18 protein-coding genes are annotated in these 17,999 nt (G+C 62.8%); 10 read left to right on the top strand and 8 right to left on the bottom strand.

Features of this window, described 5'->3' with window-relative positions:
• The first annotated feature begins 13 nt into the window (after positions 1-13).
• From NCG91_RS27950 to NCG91_RS01860, 4 genes are read left to right on the top strand one after another with little or no spacing between them, the layout of a single operon-like run.
• The gene (locus tag NCG91_RS27950) at positions 14-742 is read left to right on the top strand and encodes a nucleotidyltransferase domain-containing protein (RefSeq protein WP_285817002.1); all 729 of its coding nucleotides are present in this window, start codon (positions 14-16) and stop codon (positions 740-742) included.
• Positions 739-1,662: a TIGR04222 domain-containing membrane protein gene (locus NCG91_RS01870; protein WP_251348336.1), complete on the top strand. Its 924-nt coding sequence runs from the start codon at positions 739-741 to the stop codon at positions 1,660-1,662. The genes NCG91_RS27950 and NCG91_RS01870 overlap by 4 nt, the downstream gene beginning before the upstream one ends.
• Positions 1,652-2,506 (top strand): MbnB/TglH/ChrH family RiPP precursor modification enzyme, encoded by an 855-nt coding sequence (locus NCG91_RS01865; protein ID WP_251348335.1) that lies wholly within the window; start codon positions 1,652-1,654, stop codon positions 2,504-2,506. Before NCG91_RS01870 ends, NCG91_RS01865 begins: the two co-directional genes overlap by 11 nt.
• Positions 2,503-2,769, top strand: a complete 267-nt coding sequence (locus NCG91_RS01860) for a hypothetical protein (RefSeq protein WP_251348334.1) — start codon at positions 2,503-2,505, stop codon at positions 2,767-2,769. Before NCG91_RS01865 ends, NCG91_RS01860 begins: the two co-directional genes overlap by 4 nt.
• A 7-nt stretch (positions 2,770-2,776) precedes the next feature.
• Here NCG91_RS01860 and NCG91_RS01855 read toward each other — a convergent pair whose 3' ends face one another.
• Complete coding sequence (locus NCG91_RS01855; protein ID WP_251348333.1) at positions 2,777-4,666, bottom strand: serine hydrolase domain-containing protein; 1,890 nt, start codon at positions 4,664-4,666, stop codon at positions 2,777-2,779.
• Between the two features lie 86 nt (positions 4,667-4,752).
• Here NCG91_RS01855 and NCG91_RS01850 point away from each other — a divergent pair, with 86 nt between their 5' ends.
• Positions 4,753-5,115, top strand: a complete 363-nt coding sequence (locus NCG91_RS01850; protein WP_251348332.1) for a DUF4870 family protein — start codon at positions 4,753-4,755, stop codon at positions 5,113-5,115.
• A gap of 39 nt (positions 5,116-5,154) precedes the next feature.
• Here the strand turns inward: NCG91_RS01850 and NCG91_RS01845 are convergent, their stop codons facing one another.
• Positions 5,155-6,321: a cystathionine beta-lyase gene (locus NCG91_RS01845; RefSeq protein WP_251348331.1), complete on the bottom strand. Its 1,167-nt coding sequence runs from the start codon at positions 6,319-6,321 to the stop codon at positions 5,155-5,157.
• 210 nt (positions 6,322-6,531) lie between these two features.
• Positions 6,532-7,887 (bottom strand): 30S ribosomal protein S12 methylthiotransferase RimO, encoded by a 1,356-nt coding sequence (gene rimO / locus NCG91_RS01840; RefSeq protein WP_251349207.1) that lies wholly within the window; start codon positions 7,885-7,887, stop codon positions 6,532-6,534.
• 307 nt (positions 7,888-8,194) lie between these two features.
• Here rimO and NCG91_RS01835 point away from each other — a divergent pair, with 307 nt between their 5' ends.
• Complete coding sequence (locus NCG91_RS01835; RefSeq protein ID WP_251348330.1) at positions 8,195-9,790, top strand: hypothetical protein; 1,596 nt, start codon at positions 8,195-8,197, stop codon at positions 9,788-9,790.
• 91 nt (positions 9,791-9,881) lie between these two features.
• Here NCG91_RS01835 and phaR read toward each other — a convergent pair whose 3' ends face one another.
• The gene (gene phaR / locus NCG91_RS01830) at positions 9,882-10,445 is read right to left on the bottom strand and encodes a polyhydroxyalkanoate synthesis repressor PhaR (RefSeq protein WP_010399000.1); all 564 of its coding nucleotides are present in this window, start codon (positions 10,443-10,445) and stop codon (positions 9,882-9,884) included.
• Positions 10,446-10,670: 225 nt separating this feature from the next.
• On the bottom strand, positions 10,671-12,416 hold the full coding sequence (gene phaC, locus NCG91_RS01825) for a class I poly(R)-hydroxyalkanoic acid synthase (protein ID WP_251348329.1): 1,746 nt from the start codon (positions 12,414-12,416) through the stop codon (positions 10,671-10,673).
• Between the two features lie 82 nt (positions 12,417-12,498).
• Here phaC and NCG91_RS01820 point away from each other — a divergent pair, with 82 nt between their 5' ends.
• On the top strand, positions 12,499-12,732 hold the full coding sequence (locus NCG91_RS01820) for a hypothetical protein (protein ID WP_354004574.1): 234 nt from the start codon (positions 12,499-12,501) through the stop codon (positions 12,730-12,732).
• 16 nt (positions 12,733-12,748) lie between these two features.
• Here the strand turns inward: NCG91_RS01820 and pgeF are convergent, their stop codons facing one another.
• A complete protein-coding gene (gene pgeF / locus NCG91_RS01815; protein ID WP_251348328.1) occupies positions 12,749-13,534 on the bottom strand; it encodes a peptidoglycan editing factor PgeF in 786 nt (261 codons plus the stop codon).
• Positions 13,534-14,559 (bottom strand): RluA family pseudouridine synthase, encoded by a 1,026-nt coding sequence (locus NCG91_RS01810; RefSeq protein ID WP_099667537.1) that lies wholly within the window; start codon positions 14,557-14,559, stop codon positions 13,534-13,536. The genes pgeF and NCG91_RS01810 overlap by 1 nt, the downstream gene beginning before the upstream one ends.
• A gap of 89 nt (positions 14,560-14,648) precedes the next feature.
• Here NCG91_RS01810 and NCG91_RS01805 point away from each other — a divergent pair, with 89 nt between their 5' ends.
• Positions 14,649-15,452 carry an outer membrane protein assembly factor BamD gene (locus NCG91_RS01805; RefSeq protein WP_077405789.1) on the top strand — a complete coding sequence of 268 codons (804 nt, stop codon included), beginning with the start codon at positions 14,649-14,651 and terminating at the stop codon, positions 15,450-15,452.
• 35 nt (positions 15,453-15,487) lie between these two features.
• Here the strand turns inward: NCG91_RS01805 and yaaA are convergent, their stop codons facing one another.
• Positions 15,488-16,258 (bottom strand): peroxide stress protein YaaA, encoded by a 771-nt coding sequence (yaaA, locus tag NCG91_RS01800; RefSeq protein ID WP_251348327.1) that lies wholly within the window; start codon positions 16,256-16,258, stop codon positions 15,488-15,490.
• A gap of 30 nt (positions 16,259-16,288) precedes the next feature.
• Here yaaA and NCG91_RS01795 point away from each other — a divergent pair, with 30 nt between their 5' ends.
• Positions 16,289-16,723 carry a putative toxin-antitoxin system toxin component, PIN family gene (locus tag NCG91_RS01795; RefSeq protein ID WP_251348326.1) on the top strand — a complete coding sequence of 145 codons (435 nt, stop codon included), beginning with the start codon at positions 16,289-16,291 and terminating at the stop codon, positions 16,721-16,723.
• 83 nt (positions 16,724-16,806) lie between these two features.
• A complete protein-coding gene (locus NCG91_RS01790) occupies positions 16,807-17,985 on the top strand; it encodes a pyridoxal phosphate-dependent aminotransferase (RefSeq protein ID WP_251348325.1) in 1,179 nt (392 codons plus the stop codon).
• The last annotated feature ends 14 nt before the right edge of the window (positions 17,986-17,999 follow it).

Raw genomic sequence — 17,999 nt, 5'->3', positions numbered from 1 at the left:
GAAAGAACACCGCATGCCGCCACCGTTGCCAGAAGAGATACAACGCCACCTGGACGTGTTTGTCGCCGCCGCGCAAAACACCTTTGGTGACGACCTTGCCGCCGCCGTGCTGTTTGGCTCGGCCGCCGATGGCCAGGTGCGCGCCACCTCCGACGTCAACCTGCTGTTGCTGCTCAAGCGCTTTGCGCCGCAGGCGGCCGATGCGCTGCGCGGGCCCTTGCGCCTGGCGCACGCCGCCATCGATTTGCAGGTGATGTTCCTGCTCGAGGGCGAATTGACGCAGGCAGCCGACGCCTTCGCCGTCAAGTTCGCCGACATCATCGCGCGCCACCAGGTGCTGCACGGCGCCGACCCTTTCGCCAGCCTGCGCACGAACCGCGACGCCGTGCTGCGGCGCTTGCGGCAAGTGCTGCTGAACCAGCAGGTGCGCATGCGCGAACGGTATCTGCTGGTGAGCCTGAATGAAGAACAGCTGGCCGGCGCCATCGCCGACGCAGCCGGCCCCCTGCGCTCGTCCGCGGCGTCGCTGGCGCAGCTGGAAGGCAAGTCCGGGCTGTCCGGCAAGCAGGCGCTCGAAGCGTTTGTCGACCAGCTGGGCGAGCCAGCCCTGCACGCGGCCCTGCAAGCCATGTCGGCGGCGCGCGAAACGGCACGCCTGGCGCCGGGGCAGGCCTTGCCCGCCTTCACAAGCTTGATGACGATTACCGGACACTTGCGCGAACACGCGGAGCAGATGCGGTGAACGGCGCCAATCCGTTCGACTGGAGCGGGCCCTGGTTCCTGCTCGCCTACCTGGTCTTTGGCATGCTCGTGTACTACCTGGCGCGCGAGCTGCTGATACGCATGGAATTGCGCAATCCGCATGCCCAGCTGTCGCTGGCCGATGACCCCTACCGCATCGCCTTCCTGCGCGGCGGCGCCCTCGAAGCCGTGAAAGTCGCCGCCGTCGTGCTGGTCGACCGCGGCTTGCTGCGCGCCGACGGCCCGCTGCTGGAAACAGCCAGCGCCGACAGCCTGCGCTTCGCCAGCCATGACATCGAACGCGACGTGCTGCAGCTGTACCTGGGCCGCCAGGGCCACAGCAAGGAACTGGCAGTACAAGCCGAGATGCTGCCGTCGTGCCGCGCCTACCTGGAGACCTTGACGCAGCAGCAATTGCTGGTCGGCCCGCCGCTGCTGCGCCGGCGCGAGCGCATCACCTGGACGGCGCACTGGCTGCTGCTGACGGTGGCCGCCGTCAAGGCCGTCATCGCCATCAGCCGCCAGCACTACAACCTGCTGTTCCTGGCGCTGCTGCTGGCGATCTTCCTGCTCATGCTGCGCGGCTTGCGCACCCAGGCGACCAGCTGGAGCGCGCAGCGGCTGCTGACCGACCTGCGCATGCTGTTTGGCCGGCTGAACATGCGTTCATCGCGCCTGCAGGCGGGCAGCAGCAGCGCCGACATGGCCCTGCTGGCGGCCATCTTCGGCCTCGGCGCCCTGCCGCCGTCGGTGTACGCGTATGTCACCCAGCTGTACCCGGTACCGCGGCAAAACGGCGGCGGCGACTCCTCGTCCGGCAGCTCGGGCGACTCCGGCGGCGGCTCGTCGGGCGGCGGCGACGGTTCTTCCTGCGGCAGCGGCTGCGGCGGTTGCAGCGGTGGCGGCGGCTGTGGCAGCTAGCCAGGGGAGCGCGCGCGACCGCGTCGGCCTGGGCTGGCGCGGCGAACTGGCGACCGGCATCCTGTCCAACCTGGCGCACATCGACGTGCTGGAAGTGATCGCCGACGACTATTACCACGCCGCGCGCGCCGGCATCGCCGCCTTGCGCAGCCTGGCGCGCCAGGTGCCCGTCAGCCTGCACGGCGTGGGCATGGGGCTGGCGTCGACGATTCCCGCCGATCCGCGCCGCCTGCATGCGATGGCGCGCCTGATGAAGGAGGTGCAAGCGGAATCGTGGTCCGAGCACCTGAGTTTCGTGCGCGCCGGCGGCGTGGAAATCGGTCACCTGGCGGCGCCGCCGCGCACGCCGCGCAGCGCCGCCGGCGCCATCGCCAATATCGCGCTGGCCACGCGCATCGTCGGCAGCGCGCCGCTGATGGAAAACATCGCCACCCTGATCCAGCCGCCCGCCAGCACGCTGGACGAAGCCGGGTGGCTGACGCACATCCTTGACGGCGCGCAAGTGCCGCTGCTGCTGGACCTGCATAATCTGTATGCGAACGCCGTCAATTTCGGGCATGACCCGGAGCAACTGCTGCTGCGCCTGCCCCTGAACAGGGTCGGCGCCGTGCACCTGAGCGGCGGCCACTGGATCGACGCGCCTGGCGGCGGCCAGCGCCTGCTGGACGACCATCTGCACGACGTGCCGCCCGCCGTCTTCGCCCTGTTGACCGTGCTGGCGCGCCAGGCGCCGCAGCCCTTGACGGTGATCGTCGAACGCGACGGCAATTACCCGTCGTTCGAGCATGTGCTGGACCAGCTGGAGCTGGCGCGCGCGGCCTTGCGCGCGGGGCGAAACGCATGAGTTCCCCCGCACTGGAAACCTATCTGGCGAGGCTGTACACGGACGACGCCCTGCGTGCCGCCTTCCTGCTGGAACCCCGTGCACACGCGTTGCGGCATGGCTTGTCGCCGCAGGAGGCGGACGCGATGGCGGCGATGGACCGCATCGGCCTGCAGATGGCGGCCGCCAGCTATCGCGCCAAGCGGGCCGGCCGCGCCGGCCATGGCAGCCAGTCGAGGCCAGCGCAACGCTGGTGGCGCCGGCTGCTGCACGCCTGGCGCTGAGCGCCGGCTACAGGTGCCACAGGCGCAGCGGCAGCAGTCCCCACCAGGCCAGCACCAGCAGCAGTTGCAAGGCCGCCAGCAAGGCCACCCAATCCCATTTTGCCCACGAACCCGCCTCGGCCGCCGTGCCGCGGCTGCGCCAGCAGCGCGCCAGACCGAACGCCGTCGCCAGCGGCAGCGCTCCCGTCGTCAGCGCCAGCAGCACGCTGGCGATGGTGACGTCGCCCAGGCGCAGGTAGGACTGGAAATAGAAGAACGGCAGCGGCAGGAGCAGCGCCAGCAGCGACAGCAAGGGCGCGAACAGGTGGTCGCCCCGCCCCAGGCTGCGCAGCGCGGCGCGCCAGACGCCCACCACCAGCACGTACAGCATCCCCGCCGCACCCAGGGCCAGGCTGCCCCACAGCACCAGCATGCGCAGCATCGACGCGCGCTCATAGCTGCGCAAGCCGTCGCTGAGCACATGCTTGCCATCCTCCTGCATCAGCACGTGCGACGGCGTGCTGCGGTCGCTGGCGCGGAACAGCAAGCCGCCCACCGGTTCCAGCTCCTTCGGCTCGCCCTGGAACGGGATCAGGAACAGCGATTCGCCATCCCATTTCACACGCGTAAAGCCGAAGACGGCGTCGACCCAGGCCATGCTGGCCATGGGGCTGGGCGACGGCAAATAGACGCCCTGCCAGTTTTCCACCGTGGGCGCGGGCGTGCCGCGCGGTGCCGGGGCGCGCAACGGCAGTTCCAGGTCGCGCAGCAGCAGGCGGTTGAAGCGTTCATAGTCGGCCTGCTCCGCATCCGTATTGAAGGCAACAAAAAAGGCGCTGTCCTGCTCCGGATACAGGCACAGCATGGCGCGGAAACCCACGGCCGTGCCCGGGTGGCAGGCGCCCACCACATTGTGGCGGTCGCGCACGGCCAGCGCCAGGCCGTGGCCCGTTGCCAGGCCCGCCTGCGCCGCATCCGTGCCAGCCGGTTCGGACAAGGCGCCCATCAGCGCCAGGTCGATGAACTGCGTGCCCTGCAGCTTGCCGTCGCCCATCAGGAATTGCGCCAGCTTGCCCATGTCGGCCGCCGTGGTGGTAAATTGCGCGGCCGGACGCAAATACTGGGGCACGGCCGGCTGCGCCACGCCATGCTCGAAGTAGCCCATGGCCAGGCGCGGATCAGCCTGCGCATCCGCCTGCGCGCTCAGTTGCGTGCTCACTTGCGTAACGAAGGCGAACGTGCTGTCCGCCATGCCCAGCGGCTGCAGCAGCTGCGCGTCGAGATAGCGCTCGTACGGCTGGCCCGTGATTTTCTCGATCACCATGCCCAGCAAGCCATAGCCCATGTTCGAATATGCATAGCGGCTGCCGGGCCGGGCGCGCACGCGCAGCAGGTTGCGGTCGCCGTCAAAAGCGTCGGCCAGCGGCGTCTGCGGCGCCGGGTTCAGGCTGAACGCCTGCCAGAAGCGCACGTTGTCGAGGCCGGACGTATGCGCCAGCAGGTGGCGGATGCGCACGGGGTCGCTTGCTTGCCACGGGTTTTTCAGCGCCAGTTCCGGCAGCACCTGCTGCAGGGGCGTGTCGAGCGTGAGCCGGTCTTCGCTGACCAGGCGCAAGACGCCCAGCGCCAGCGCCACCTTGCCCACGGAACCCACCTGCATGCGCGTATCCGCCTGCATGGGCATGCGCCTGGCGGCATCGCGCAGGCCGGACGCGCCGACTTTGACTGTTCCGTCAGGCAAGACTTCACTCCAGACGGCGCCCGCCAAACCCTCGTCCTTCAAGCCGGCGGCAAACTCCGCCTCCAGCGGGGCGCCGGCGGCATGGGCCGCCGAGGCGCACAGCAGCAGGGCCGGCAAAGCCTGGCGCAGCCATGACCTGGCGCGCGCGGCCAGGGTGGGATAGCGATTTCGTTTCAACAATGTATTCTGCCTTTTTCCATGGACTGCGCTCCCGCGCCGCTTTGCTTGTTACAATTAAAAATTGAGCAACGACGGGAGCCTTCATGTCACAAGATATTATTTTGGATACCCAACTCCAGCAGACCAGGAACCTGGCCTGGTGGTTGTACCTGATACATGGCGCCAGCTTCGTGTTTTCGCTGGGCGCGTTTTCCTTCATTCCGCTCATCATCAATTATGTGAAGCGGGACGAGGCGGCCGGGACCTTCGTGTACAGCCATCACAGCTGGATGATCCGTTCCTTCTGGTGGTACGTGGCCTGGATCGTCGTGGGCGCCATCCTGTGGATCACGCTGATCGGCATCCCGCTGGCCTTCCTCGTGTGGGGCGTGGCCTGGCTGTGGAAAGCCTACCGCTTGCTGCGCGGCTTCCTCGACTTGAACAACAACAAGCCCGTGCCCCTGTAAATTGCTTGTGGGCAAGCTATCGTGCTTGCCCGCTTGCCGCTACATCGCCGCGAACGCCCGTTCGATATCGGCGATCAGATCCTGCGGATCTTCCAGTCCCACGTTCAGGCGCACCAGCTGGCCCGGCAATTTCCAGCCCTTGCGCATGGCGGCGATGCGGTACGGCATCACCAGGCTGTTCGCGCCGCCCCAGCTGTAGCCAATCTTGAACAACTGCAAGGCATCGACGAAGCGGTCCGTCTGCGCCTCCGTGTAGCGGGCATCGAACAGCACGGAAAACAGGCCGCCCGCACCTGTGAAATCGCGCTGCCAGATGGCGTGGCCCGGGCAATCTTCAAAGGCCGGATGCAGCACCGTAACGATCTCGCTGCGCCCCTTGAGCCAGGCGGCCACCGTGCGCGCGCCCTGGTCGTGGGCGTCGAAGCGCAATTTCATCGTGGGCAAGCCGCGCAGCACCAGGTAGGCGTCGTCCGCCCCCACGCCCATGCCCAGACGCATGTGCGCCTGCGCCAGGCGGTCGTGCAGCGCCCGCTCGCGCGTGATCAGGGCGCCCATCAGCACGTCCGAGCCGCCCGACTGGTATTTCGTCAGCGCCTGCATGATGATGTCCACGCCCAGGTCAAAGCCGCGCAGGGCAAGGCCCGCCGACCAGGTGTTGTCCAGGGCGACGAGCACGCCGCGCGCATGGGCGGCCGCGCAAATGGCGGGCAAGTCCGGCACTTCCATCGTCACGGAACCGGGCGCTTCCGTCCAGATCAGCTTGGTATTTTCCTGGATCAAGGCGGCGATGCCGGCGCCGATCAGCGGGTCGTAATAACGTGCCGTGATGCCAAAGTCCTGCGCCAGCCAGCGCCCCAGTTCGCGGTTCGGGTTGTAGATGTTTTCCGGCAATAAAACGTCATCGCCCGTTTTGAGCAGGGCAAAGTCCGCCATGGCGATGGCCGCCAGGCCCGACGGCGCCAGCAGACAGTATTTGCCCCCTTCGATCTCGGCCAGCCGCGCTTCCAGGGTGAAGGTGGTGGGCGTGCCGTGCAAGCCGTAGGTGTAGGCGTTCTTTTCTTTCCAGTCGCCCGAGCGCATGGCCGCCACGTCCTTGAACAGCACGGTCGAAGCGTGATGGATGGCATGGGGAAACGCCGCAAAACCTTGCGGCGCCTGGTAATCGCTGTGGATCAGCGCCGTCTGGGGGGATTTGGGTGTGGTCATGGCGTCGTCGGCAAATAAAAAAGGCGGGCCAGTCTGTGCTGGTCCGCCTTGATTGTAAGGGCTTTAGCCCGTCAATGCCGTACGTATGACAGAGTGTTACACCTTGTCAAATATCATCTTCACCGCGTAAAAACGTTCAGGCCAAGGCGCGCTGCCGCAGGCAGTACCTTGCTGTACGGCAAGGCAGCGCAACGCCGGCATGGACGTTTTTTACTCAGCAGCACCCCACAGGTCGTGCGCGTCGGCCGAGGTGATGGTCACATCGACGAACTGGCCGACGGCCAGCTTGCGGTGCGGTTCGAATGGCGGCTTCACATACACGACGCCATCGATTTCCGGCGCGTCGGCGGACGAGCGGCCCACGCCGCCGGAGCGGGTGACTTCATCGATCAGCACGCGCACGGTCTTGCCGACCTTGGCTTGCAGGCGTTTCTTGGAAATTTCTTCCTGCAGCAGCATGACGCGGCCGCGGCGCTCTTCGCGCAGCTCTTCCGGCACGGGATTGTCGATGGCGTTGGCGGTTGCACCTTCGACAGGCGAATACGCGAAGCAGCCGAGGCGGTCGATCTGCGCTTCCTTGAGGAAGTCGAGCAAGTATTCGAATTCCGCTTCCGTTTCGCCAGGGAAACCGGCGATGAAGGTCGAGCGGATGGTCAAGTCCGGGTTGATGGCGCGCCAGGCCTGGATGCGGTCCAGGTTTTTCTCGCCGCTGGCCGGACGCTTCATGCGTTTGAGCACGTCAGGGTGCGCATGCTGCATCGGAATGTCCAGGTATGGCAGGATGTGGCCGCCGCTCATCATCGGGATGATCTGGTCCACGTGCGGGTATGGATACACATAGTGCAGGCGCACCCAGGCGCCATAGGACTTGGCCAGTTCGCCCAGCGCTTCCGTCAGCTGCGTCATGTGGGTCTTCACGGGACGGCCATTCCAGAAGCCGGAACGGAATTTCACGTCCACGCCATACGCCGAGGTGTCTTGCGAAATGACCAGCAATTCCTTGACGCCGGCCTTGAACAGGTTTTCCGCTTCGATCATCAGTTCGCCGATCGGGCGCGAGACGAGGTCGCCGCGCATCGACGGGATGATGCAGAAGCTGCAGCGGTGGTTGCAGCCTTCGGAAATTTTCAGGTAGGCGTAATGCTTGGGCGTCAGCTTGACGCCTTGCGGCGGCACCAGGTCGAGGAAAGGCGCATGCGGTTTCGGCAGGTGGAAGTGGACGGAATCCATCACTTCGGCCAGCGCGTGCGGGCCCGTGACGGACAGCACTTTCGGGTGCACCTTCATGATGATGTCGTCGCCGGCAGCATCTTTCTTGGCGCCCAGGCAGCCGGTCACGATCACTTTGCCGTTTTCAGCCAGCGCTTCGCCGATGGCGTCGAGCGACTCTTGCACGGCAGCATCGATAAAACCGCAGGTATTGACGATCACCAGATCGGCGCCAGCGTAGGATTTCGCCGTTTCGTAGCCTTCGGCGCGCAGTTGGGTCAGGATTTGTTCGGAGTCGACCAGCGCTTTCGGGCAGCCGAGCGAGACAAAGCCCACTTTCGGCGCCGCACCTGGCATGGCCAGCATGGCCTCGGGCTGGGCGGAAGGAACGGGAATACGGTGAATTTCAGACATAGTTGGCAGCTAGAAAATGGTGAGGCGAATCGGCTATTGTACCCCGAGCCGCCCCTTGCTGTCAGCGCTGAGTCCTTTTGCCGCCGTATCTGCAACGCTTCAATCGCAACTTTGTTCCGGCCACTGCCATCGGGTCAGTGCTTGAAGCAGGTTCCGCCACGCATCACCGGTATCAAGAAATTAAAAAATAATGCCACAAAGAAACTAATGACTGGCATATAATTGTTTTTTAAAAAACTAAATGAGTCCCATGTCTTTTTTCTTTTCCAATCTGAAAGCGCGGCGCCTGGCTGTCGCGGCTTGCGGTTTGAGCGCATTGCTGCTGAGCGGCTGCGCCGTCAACACCTCGGTGGTTGATCCACTGAAAATGCATGCACAATCGGGAGAAACCCCGGTGGCGGTCAGCATCACATCGAATACCAAAGATATTTACGGTTTCAATATGATCAAGTTACGCCGTGTCGTGTCGGGGGAGCAGCGCAGTGATTTCAAGCTGGTCTCCGAAAACCTGGTGATGAAAAAGGTCGAGAGCGCGATGGCAGGCGATACGTCCCTGTTCATTGGCGCCCTGCCGCCTGGAGAGTATGAGTTTGTCGAATTGATCGATACCCGTGCCAACAAGCTATTGCATGTGTACTCGACCATCGTGGGAAGCTTCAAGATCGAAGCGGGTAAATCGACGGATCTGGGCCGGCTGATTGTGACACGCGGCAATTTCGGCGTGCAATACGGCCGTAGCGCCCAGGTGACATCGAATGCGGAATTGATCCAGCGCTTTGCCCCTGACTACAACGCCATGTTCGGCGCTGCTGCCGCTCCTGGCTGGAGCACGCCACGCCACGCCCAGGACGATGTCGAGCAATTTGCCCGCGCCCACCCGGCTGGGGCCGAGTGCACCACCGAAATGCCCGATGGCCGGGTGGCTGCCGCCAGCCGCATGGGTGCCGTCCTGATGCGCTCGACGCAAGGGCTATGGAACATCCTCAATGCGCCATCGGTGGAGTCGCTGTCCTGCGTGTTTCCTGTCGACCTGCCCAATGCCGAGTTGATTGCGGTAGGCGAATCCGGTTCTCTGCTCCGCAAGGCGCGTGACAGTGAGCAGCTGTCGCCTGTCGATACAGGCAACCTGCCGCCCGGCAATCTGCTGCGCATCGGGGGCAACCCCACGGTTGGCTGGTACGTGATGCATCGCAAGGGTGACGAGTTGAACATTTTTCATGCGCACCAGCTGGACGCTGGTGACTGGCGATCCGTGTACCACGCCACCTTGCCCGGATCCTGGCTACATGGCCCGGGCTTACTCTGGACGTGGCAAGACGCGGGCCGCATCGGCTATGCGCTGGAAAGCGGCTTGATCGGCGAACTCGATTACAGCACGGGCAAGTTGACCGAACGCTTTAGTCCACACAAGAAAAACCTGACGCAATTTACCCATCAACCCAATGGGACGGAAAGCGTCCTGGTAGCGGCTGGCTTGGCAGGAAGATTTCCCGACGCCTATATTTCACGGGATCGCGGCCAGAACTGGAAAACGATCGTTTCGCCGTTCAAAGTCCTGATGTCGCCCGTGGCGCCGCTCAATGACGGCAGATTGCTGATGGAAGCGGGCATGTATAACGAGGGCGCACTGCTGGTCAGCAGCGACGACGGTCAAACCTGGGGGCCGTATGCACCATATACATTGCGTCAGACGCCAATGATTTTCCCTTCCGGCCTGGCGCTCAATATCCAGGAAGATTTCAAGGGTCGCGTCAGCATTTACAGTTCCATGGACAATGCCAAAACATGGAAGCTCGAGCATTCAAACCAGGACCTGCTCTCCACGCTGCAACAACTGAAGCAATAGCAGTCAGCATCGGCAGCCGCCGGCATGACATCCGCAAAGCACAACGGCACAGGAATTCCTGTGCCGTTGTGTGGCCCGCATTGGCTGCGGCTTACTTTTTGTCCGTCGGCGGCACCGGCGGCACAAACGGGAACGTGCCGAACAGATTCTTGCTCTGGCTCTGCATCTGTTCCTGCATCTGCACGAACAGGCTCTTGCTCTGGTCGATGTAGTTGTTCATCATGCCTTGCATCATCGGGCCCTGGACATTCATGAACTGGGTCCACATTTCAGGGCTGAAGGGCTTGCCTTCGAAACTGCCGGCCGACGTGCCCGTGAATTTGTGCTGGATATCGGTGAACGCTTGCACGTTCTTTTCCAGGTAGGATCCCATCATGCCCTGCATGGCGTGGCCATAGTAGCGGATGATCTGCGACAACACGCTGCTCGAGAACATGGGCGCGCCATTCGCTTCCTCTTCCAAAATGATTTGCAGCAAGATGCTGCGCGTCAAATCTTCATTGGATTTGGCATCGACGACGGTAAACACCTCATTGTCCAACACCAGCTGCTTGACGTCCGTCAAGGTGATGTAGGAACTGGTTTGCGTGTCATACAGACGGCGGTTGGGATATTTTTTAATCAGGCGGTCTATACTTTTTTTTGCACTACTCATCACAAGTTCCACTTATTGCGCCGCAGCGCATACTGAGTTAATCCGAAAAAAAAGCGAACGTGGGTCCGCTTTCGCACCTGCCTACGTTTTCCATTATAGAGTGGAAAACGGCTCCATTGCACATCAGGGTAGTAGATTCCCGCATTTATTGCAACGCAACTAAAAGTAGATTCCTGACAAGACCGGAGATTACGCCGGTCTTGCCGGGCCAGAAGCTTTTGTAAACTAGTCCGCCCTGACTTTAACATACCGCCCCGGCGCCGGCTCGATTGCCGCGTGGCGTTTGCTGCCCGGCTTGCCCGGCGCCTTCACCTGCGCGCCGCCGTGTTCAGCCAGGAAGGCCGCCCATTCGGGCCACCAGCTGCCCACATGCTCGGTCGCGCCTTCCATCCACTGTTCGGCCGTCAAGGGCTTGGCTTTCGCCGTGCGTGCGCCTTTGCCCGCGTCATTGCTCCAGTAGCTGCGCTTTTTCTTCGAGGCAGGATTGATCACGCCGGCGATATGGCCCGAGGCGCCGAGGATGAAGCGGTTGGCTTTCGGCTTTTTCGGATTCAGCACGGCCGTGCTGGCGTACGCCGCGCCCCAGGGCACGATATGGTCTTCGCGCGAACCGTAGATGAACGCGGGCGCGTCGATGCTGCTCAAGTCGACCTTTTCGCCGGCCACCGTCAGCTTGCCCGGCACTTTCAAGCTGTTTTCCAGGTAGGTGTTGCGCAGATACCAGCAAAACATGGGACCCGGCAAGCCCGTGCCGTCGCCATTCCAGTACAACAAGTCGAACGCGGGCGGCTCCTTGCCCTTCAGGTAATTCGACTGCACGTAGTTCCACACGAGGTCGTTCGGTCGCAGGCTGGAGAACGTGCTGCCCAGGTCGCGGCCCGACATCAGGCCGCCCTTGGCCAGCGTCTGCTCGCGCAGCGCCACTTGCGGCTCGTCGATAAAGACGTCGAGCGCGCCCGTGTCGCAGAAATCGAGGAAGGTGGTCAGCAAGGTCAGGCTGGCGGCCGGATTCTCGCCCCGCGCCTTGAGCACGGCCAGCGCCGTCGAGACGATGGTGCCGCCCACGCAAAAGCCGAACATATTGAGCTTGTCCTGGCCGGAAATGTCCTGCGTGACCCGAATGGCTTCGATCACGCCTTGCTCGACGTAATCGTCCCACGTCAGGTGCTGCATGCTCAGGTCCGGATTGCGCCAGGACATCAGGAACACGGTATTGCCCTGCTCCACCGCATAGCGCACGAGCGAGTTTTCTGGCTGCAAGTCAAGGATATAGAATTTATTGATGCACGGCGGCACCATCAGCAGCGGCCGCTGGTGTACCGTGGCCGTCGTCGGCGTGTACTGGATCAGCTGGAACAGCGCGTTCTCGAACACCACCGTGCCCGGCGTGGTGGCCACGTTGCGGCCCACTTCGAAGGCCGATTCGTCGGACTGCGAAATGCGCCCCTTGCCCATGTCGGCCAGCATGTTGCTCAAGCCCTTGGCCAGGCTTTCACCCTTGGTCTCGATCAGGGTTTGCTGCGCGTCGGGATTGGTGGCAAGAAAATTGGCGGGCGACATGGCGTCGACGATTTGCTGCACGGCAAACGCAATCTTTTGCTTCTGGTGCGGCGTCGCTTCCACGGCGTCGGCCATGGCGCTGAGAAATTCGGCGTTCAGCAGGTAGGCCGCCGCATTGAAGGCCGACAGGGGGCTGGCGTGCCAGGCGGGCGCGGAGAAACGGCGGTCTTTCAATTCCGGCGCCTTGCCGGCCATAAAGTCTGCCCACAAGCCCGTCAGCTTGGCCACGTAGGCATTTTTCAGTTGCTCGATCGCTTCCGGCTTGATGCTGGCGCCCGCATCCTGCAAAATGCCGGCAATCGGATTGCCGGCGGGCTGCGGTACCATGTTGAACCACGTCTTCCACTGTTCAGGATTGCTGATCTGCGCCATCCATTCCTTGGTCATCATTTGAGGATCGGGCATGTTCATAGCTATATAAATCCATTCAAGAATTGATAAATAATTACTTCCGGGCCACCTGCATGCAAACTCTTACTGACTGCCAATACCAATGATGCTCATGACCGCTGTTGCCTGGATCTATGTCGTCGGCCTCATGGCGCTGACGGAACCGTCCATCGTCGCCGGGGTGATGACCTTCGTGCTGTACTGCGTCATCCCGCTGTCCATCCTATTCTATCTGACGGGCTCAAGGAGACGCAAACGCAAGGCGGCGCGCATCGCGGAACGGCATGCCCGCGCGCTTGCCTCAGCAGACGATAAAACAAAAACGGCAGACACATAAGTGTCTGCCGTGCAGATTATTTGCGCCAGATCAAGCTGGCCTGTCTTCCCGTGACGCCATCGCGCCGGTACGAGTAAAACTGCGCCGCATCGCTGACGGTGCAATATTCCCCGCCTGCCACTTGCGCCACACCGTCGCGCAGCAGCATGGTGCGCGCCAGCGCATAGATGTCGGCCAGATACTTGCCCGGCTTGCCATCGATGGCGACGAAGGAAGCGCTCAACACTTGCCGCTCAGCATCATCGCGCGCGCCGTCGCGGAACGCTTGCAACACGTCGTGTCCCACCTCGAATTGCTGTGGACCAATCGCCGGCCCCAGCCAGGCAAGGATATCCGTCGCGCCCTGCGCGCGCATGCTGTCCACCGTGCGCTGCAAGACGCCATTGGCCAGGCCGCGCCAGCCCGCATGGGCCGCACCCACGACCATACCATCCGTCGAGCAGAACAGCACCGGCAGGCAATCGGCCGTCATCACGACGCACACGGCACCAGGCTGCGTGGCCACGCTGGCGTCGGCATCGGGCACGCAACCGTCCAGCTTGCCGGCATCGGCCACGGCCACGCCGTGCACCTGCGACAGCCAAGCGGGCTCGGATGGCAAGGCGCCAGCCAGCCGCGCACGGTTGGCTGCCACGTGCGCGGGTTCGTCGCCCACGTGCGTGCCCAGGTTCAAGCCACCGCCGCCCTGCCCGTCACCATACGGGCCCTGGCTGACGCCGCCCGCGCGCACGGTCGCCAGCGCGCCCACGTTCGCGGGCAGGCCGGGCCAATGGGGAGTGATATAAGGCAAGGCAGCCGTCATCAGACCTGTTCCGGCTCGGGAATGCCGGCCGTGGCGATCAGTTGGGCGAAATCATCGGCCAGCGGCACGATCCACTCGCACGCTTCCAGGGTACCCGGATGCACGAGACCCAGGCGGCGCGCCTGCAGCGCCTGGCGCGAGAAGACGGACACCAGGTGCTGCTTGCCGTACACATAATCACCGACCAGCGCAAAACCCAGATGCTGCATGTGCACGCGGATCTGGTGCGTGCGGCCTGTTTCCAGGCGGCATTGCATCAGGCTCACGGGACGGCGGTCGAGTTCGCCGCTGCCGATCAATTCATAGTGCGTGATGGCGGGCTTGGCCGTAAAGTTTTCCGAGACGGCCATCTTGACGCGGTCGCGCGGGTGGCGCGCGATGGACGCGTCGATGGTGCCCGCCGCCTTCGGCGTGCCCCACACGAGCGCGAAGTATTCGCGCTTGACGGTGCGCGCCTGCAATTGGCGCACCAGGTCCGTTTGCGAAGCGAGGGTCTTGCCGACCACCATCAAACCGCTCGTATCCTTGTCCAGGCGGTGCACGATGCCGGCGCGCGGCACGCCCGCCAGCTGCGGGCAGTGGTGCAGCAGGCCGTTGAGCAGGGTACCCGACCAGTTGCCGGGGCCCGGATGCACGACCAGTCCGGCCGGTTTGTTGATGACGATGATATGCTCATCTTCGTGCACGATGTTCAATTCCATCGCTTCCGGCTTAAAAGCCTCGTCTTCCGGCGCGCTTTGCGGCAGAATGACGATCTTCTCGTCGCCATAGGCGGTCATGTTGCGTTTGGCAACTTTTCCATCGACGGTCACGAAACCGGCTTCCAGCCACAATTGCAAGCGGCTGCGCGAGTATTGCGGCACCAGCTGGGCGATGACTTTATCGAGGCGGTGGCCGCAGGCGTCCGGCGTCAGTTCCAATGTAATCGGGGCCATTTCCTCGAAGACGTCGTCGGCGGCAAAATCGCCGTCAAACGCCTCTTCGGCAACATGGTCAGAAAGGGAGTCAAACGCGGGGTCAGCCAAATTAGGCTTCGGAGTTAATATCACAGCATTCCCATCGGCTATAATCAGCCTATTGTAAAATCTTGGTTAAAACCTTCTTGCAAAACGTCATGCAAAAAAAATTATCGTTGGTAGTCGCTTCAGTCGTTCTGCTCGGCATGTCCGCTTGCAGCTTGTTGCCTGAAAAAGTGGATGAGACCAAAAACTGGTCCGTTACGAAATTATACTCGGAGGCGCGTGAAGAAATGGCCGGGCAGCACTATGAAGCTGCAATCGGCCTGTTCCAGAAGCTGGAGGCTAACTATCCTTTCGGCAACTATGCTCTGCAAGCGCAGATGGAGATCGCTTACGCGTATTATAAGTCGGGAGACCAGGCTCAGGCACTGGCTGCCGTCGAACGCTTCATCAAGTTGCATCCGAACCACGCCAATGTGGACTATATGTACTACTTGCGGGGCCTGATCAGCTTTAACGACCAGATCAGCTTCCTGAACTTCCTGTACGAGCAAGATCCGACCGAGCGCGATCCGAAAGCCACGCGCGAAGCGTTTGCCGCCTTCAAGCAACTGGTCGACAAGTTTCCAAATAGCAAATACGCGCCCGATTCGCTGGCCCGCATGAACTATTTGGTCGATGCCATGGCGAAATACGAAGTGCACGTGGCGCGCTATTACTACCGCCGCGGCGCCTACCTGGCCGCCGCCAACCGCGCGCAAACGACGGTCAGCGACTTTGCCGCTTCGCCGGCCATCGAAGAAGCGCTGTTCATCATGTACCGCTCATATGACAAGCTGGGCTTGACCGACTTGCGCGACGACGCCTTGCGCGTGCTGACCAAGAACTACCCGAACACGGCATTCCTCAGCCCGGAAGGGGTGAACAAGGAACGCAAGTGGTGGAAATTCTGGCAGTAAGATAAGAAAAAACCGGGCTCGCCCGGTTTTTTTACTTATACACCCACTTTGCGCCGGAACACCCAGCTGGTATCGTTCGACGCTTCCGGCACGAAACCGTAGCCGTCGACGTCGAACTCCTTCAGCTGCTGCGGGTCGCGGATGGCATTGACGGCCGCATAGCGGGCCAGCATGCCGCGCGCGCGCTTGGCGTAGAACGAGATGATTTTATATTTGCCGTTCTTCCAGTCCTCGAACACGGGCGCGATGACGGGCACGTCCAGCTGGCGCGGCTTGACGGATTTAAAATATTCCTCGGAAGCAAGATTGACCAGCACCTTTGCGCCCTGCTCTTTTGCCGTGCGGTTCAAGCCGTTGGTAATGGTGTCGCCCCAGAATGCGTACAGATCCTTGCCGCGCGTGGTCGACAGCCGCGTGCCCATTTCCAGGCGGTGCGGGTGGATCAGGTCCAGCGGGCGCAGCAAGCCGTACAGGCCCGACAGGATACGCACGCGCGACTGGGCATAGTCGAGCTGGGCCGGCTGCAGGCTGCGCGCCTCGAAACCGGCATACACGTCGCCATTGAAAGCCATGATGGCCTGGCGCGCTTCCGCCAGCTTGGGCGTCCAGGAAGCGTAGCGGGCCACGTTGAGGGCCGACAAGGCGTCGGAAATGCCCATCAGGCTGCCCACTTCGGCGGGCGAAAACTGGCGCATGCGGGCTATGAGCTGGGCGGAATGGTCGAGAAAATCGGGGGTGCTGTGCAACGAGGTTGTTGGCGGCGTCTCCAGGTCGAGACTCTTGGCGGGCGAAAGCACGATCAACATAAATTATCACTACAGAATAGAATTGCCGACATGATACCTGCTCCACAAAAACTCGTCCTCGACACCAACGTTTGCCTCGACCTGTTCGTCTTCAACGACCCGCGCTGGGCGCCCCTGCTGGCGGCCATAGAAAGCGGTGCCGTGCATGCCATCACGCGCGAAGATTGCCGTGCGGAATATCTGGTCGTGTTGCATTACAAACATTTGCCGCTCGACGAAGCCAGCCGCGCCGTCGCCGCCGCCCGCTTCGACGCGCATATCAGCGTGGTGGCGCCGCCCGTCTCCGGCGTGCGCCTGCCCGTCTGCACGGACAAGGATGACCAGAAATTCCTCGAACTGGCGCGCGACGCCAACGCCGACATCCTCATCACCAAGGACAAGGCCCTGCTGAAACTGGCCCGCAAGACGGCCAAGGCCGGCATGTTCAAGATCATGGTGCCGGAAGGCTGGGCCTTGCCAGGCTGAGGCGCCAAAGCCCCGCACGCAACGGGGCGCGCTGCGCTAGAATGAGACACGATTCCACTTTCCGCACCGCGCCCCTACCGCTCATGAACAGCCCGTCCCTGCCCTGCACGACTCCCACCCTGACCACCCGCTTGCCTCTCGTGGGCACCACCGTGTTTACCCGCATGTCCAGCCTGGCGGCCCAGCATGGCGCCGTCAACCTGGGCCAGGGCTTTCCCGACTTCGATTGCGACCCGGCCCTGGTCGATCTCGTCAGCGACGCCATGCGCGCCGGCCACAACCAGTATCCGATGATGACGGGCGCCGCGCCCCTGCGCGAGGCCATCGCCGCGAAAATCGCCAGCTTGTACGGCCACGGCTATGATGCCGGCACGGAAATCACCGTCACGGCCGGCGCCACGCAGGCGCTCACCACGGCCATCCTGTGCTGCGTGCACCCGGGTGACGAAGTCATCGTCATCGAACCGGCCTACGACAGTTATTTACCCGCCATCGCGCTGGCCGGCGGCGTGCCCGTGCTGGTGTCCATGCAAGTGGGCGAGTCCGGCTACAGCGTGCCGTGGGACCAGCTGGCCGCCGCCGTCAGCAGCAAGACGCGCTTGATCATCATCAACACGCCCCACAATCCGACGGGCACGATTTTGCGCCCGGCCGATATCGCCGCGCTGGCCGACATCGTGCGCGGCACGCAAATATTGATATTGTCCGACGAGGTGTACGAGCACATGGTGTACGACGGCGTGCCGCACGCGTCGCTTTCGCGCAACGCGGAACTGGCGGCGCGCAGCTTCATCGTCTCCAGCTTCGGCAAGACGTATCACGTGACGGGCTGGAAAGTCGGCTACGTGGCGGCACCAGCAGCCCTGACGGCGGAATTTCGCAAGGTGCACCAGTACAACGTGTTTACCGTCAACACGCCGATGCAGCACGGCATCGCCGGCTACATGGCAGACCCGCAGCCCTACCTGGACTTGCCCGCGTTTTACCAGCGCAAGCGCGACCTGTTCCGCGACGGCCTGGCGGGCAGCCGCTTTACCCTGCTGCCGGCCGACGGCACGTATTTCCAGTGCGTGCGCTACGACGCCATTTCGCAAGAGACCGAAGCGCAGTTCGCCGAATGGCTGACGACGGAAATCAAGGTGGCGGCCATTCCCGTCTCCGCGTTTTACGTGCAGGGCAAGGAGTCGGGCATCGTGCGCTTCTGCTTTGCCAAGAAAGACGAGACCTTGCGCCTGGCGCTGGAGCGCCTGCGCAGCATATAACCGAGCACTGAACA

The sequence above is a fragment of the Janthinobacterium kumbetense genome (assembly GCF_023703445.1).
Classification (GTDB): domain Bacteria; phylum Pseudomonadota; class Gammaproteobacteria; order Burkholderiales; family Burkholderiaceae_D; genus Janthinobacterium; species Janthinobacterium kumbetense.
This window is presented reverse-complemented; position numbering and strand designations above follow the sequence as displayed.

Coding starts and splice junctions, on each gene's coding strand:
- NCG91_RS27950 (WP_285817002.1), top strand. CDS start 14: ATGCCGCCACCGTTGCCAGAAGAGATACAACGCCACCTGGACGTGTTT.
- NCG91_RS01860 (WP_251348334.1), top strand. CDS start 2,503: ATGAGTTCCCCCGCACTGGAAACCTATCTGGCGAGGCTGTACACGGAC.
- NCG91_RS01850 (WP_251348332.1), top strand. CDS start 4,753: ATGTCACAAGATATTATTTTGGATACCCAACTCCAGCAGACCAGGAAC.
- NCG91_RS01845 (WP_251348331.1), bottom strand. CDS start 6,321: ATGACCACACCCAAATCCCCCCAGACGGCGCTGATCCACAGCGATTAC.
- rimO (WP_251349207.1), bottom strand. CDS start 7,887: ATGCCAGGTGCGGCGCCGAAAGTGGGCTTTGTCTCGCTCGGCTGCCCG.
- NCG91_RS01835 (WP_251348330.1), top strand. CDS start 8,195: ATGTCTTTTTTCTTTTCCAATCTGAAAGCGCGGCGCCTGGCTGTCGCG.
- phaR (WP_010399000.1), bottom strand. CDS start 10,445: ATGAGTAGTGCAAAAAAAAGTATAGACCGCCTGATTAAAAAATATCCC.
- phaC (WP_251348329.1), bottom strand. CDS start 12,416: ATGAACATGCCCGATCCTCAAATGATGACCAAGGAATGGATGGCGCAG.
- NCG91_RS01820 (WP_354004574.1), top strand. CDS start 12,499: ATGATGCTCATGACCGCTGTTGCCTGGATCTATGTCGTCGGCCTCATG.
- pgeF (WP_251348328.1), bottom strand. CDS start 13,534: ATGACGGCTGCCTTGCCTTATATCACTCCCCATTGGCCCGGCCTGCCC.
- NCG91_RS01805 (WP_077405789.1), top strand. CDS start 14,649: ATGCAAAAAAAATTATCGTTGGTAGTCGCTTCAGTCGTTCTGCTCGGC.
- yaaA (WP_251348327.1), bottom strand. CDS start 16,258: ATGTTGATCGTGCTTTCGCCCGCCAAGAGTCTCGACCTGGAGACGCCG.
- NCG91_RS01795 (WP_251348326.1), top strand. CDS start 16,289: ATGATACCTGCTCCACAAAAACTCGTCCTCGACACCAACGTTTGCCTC.
- NCG91_RS01790 (WP_251348325.1), top strand. CDS start 16,807: ATGAACAGCCCGTCCCTGCCCTGCACGACTCCCACCCTGACCACCCGC.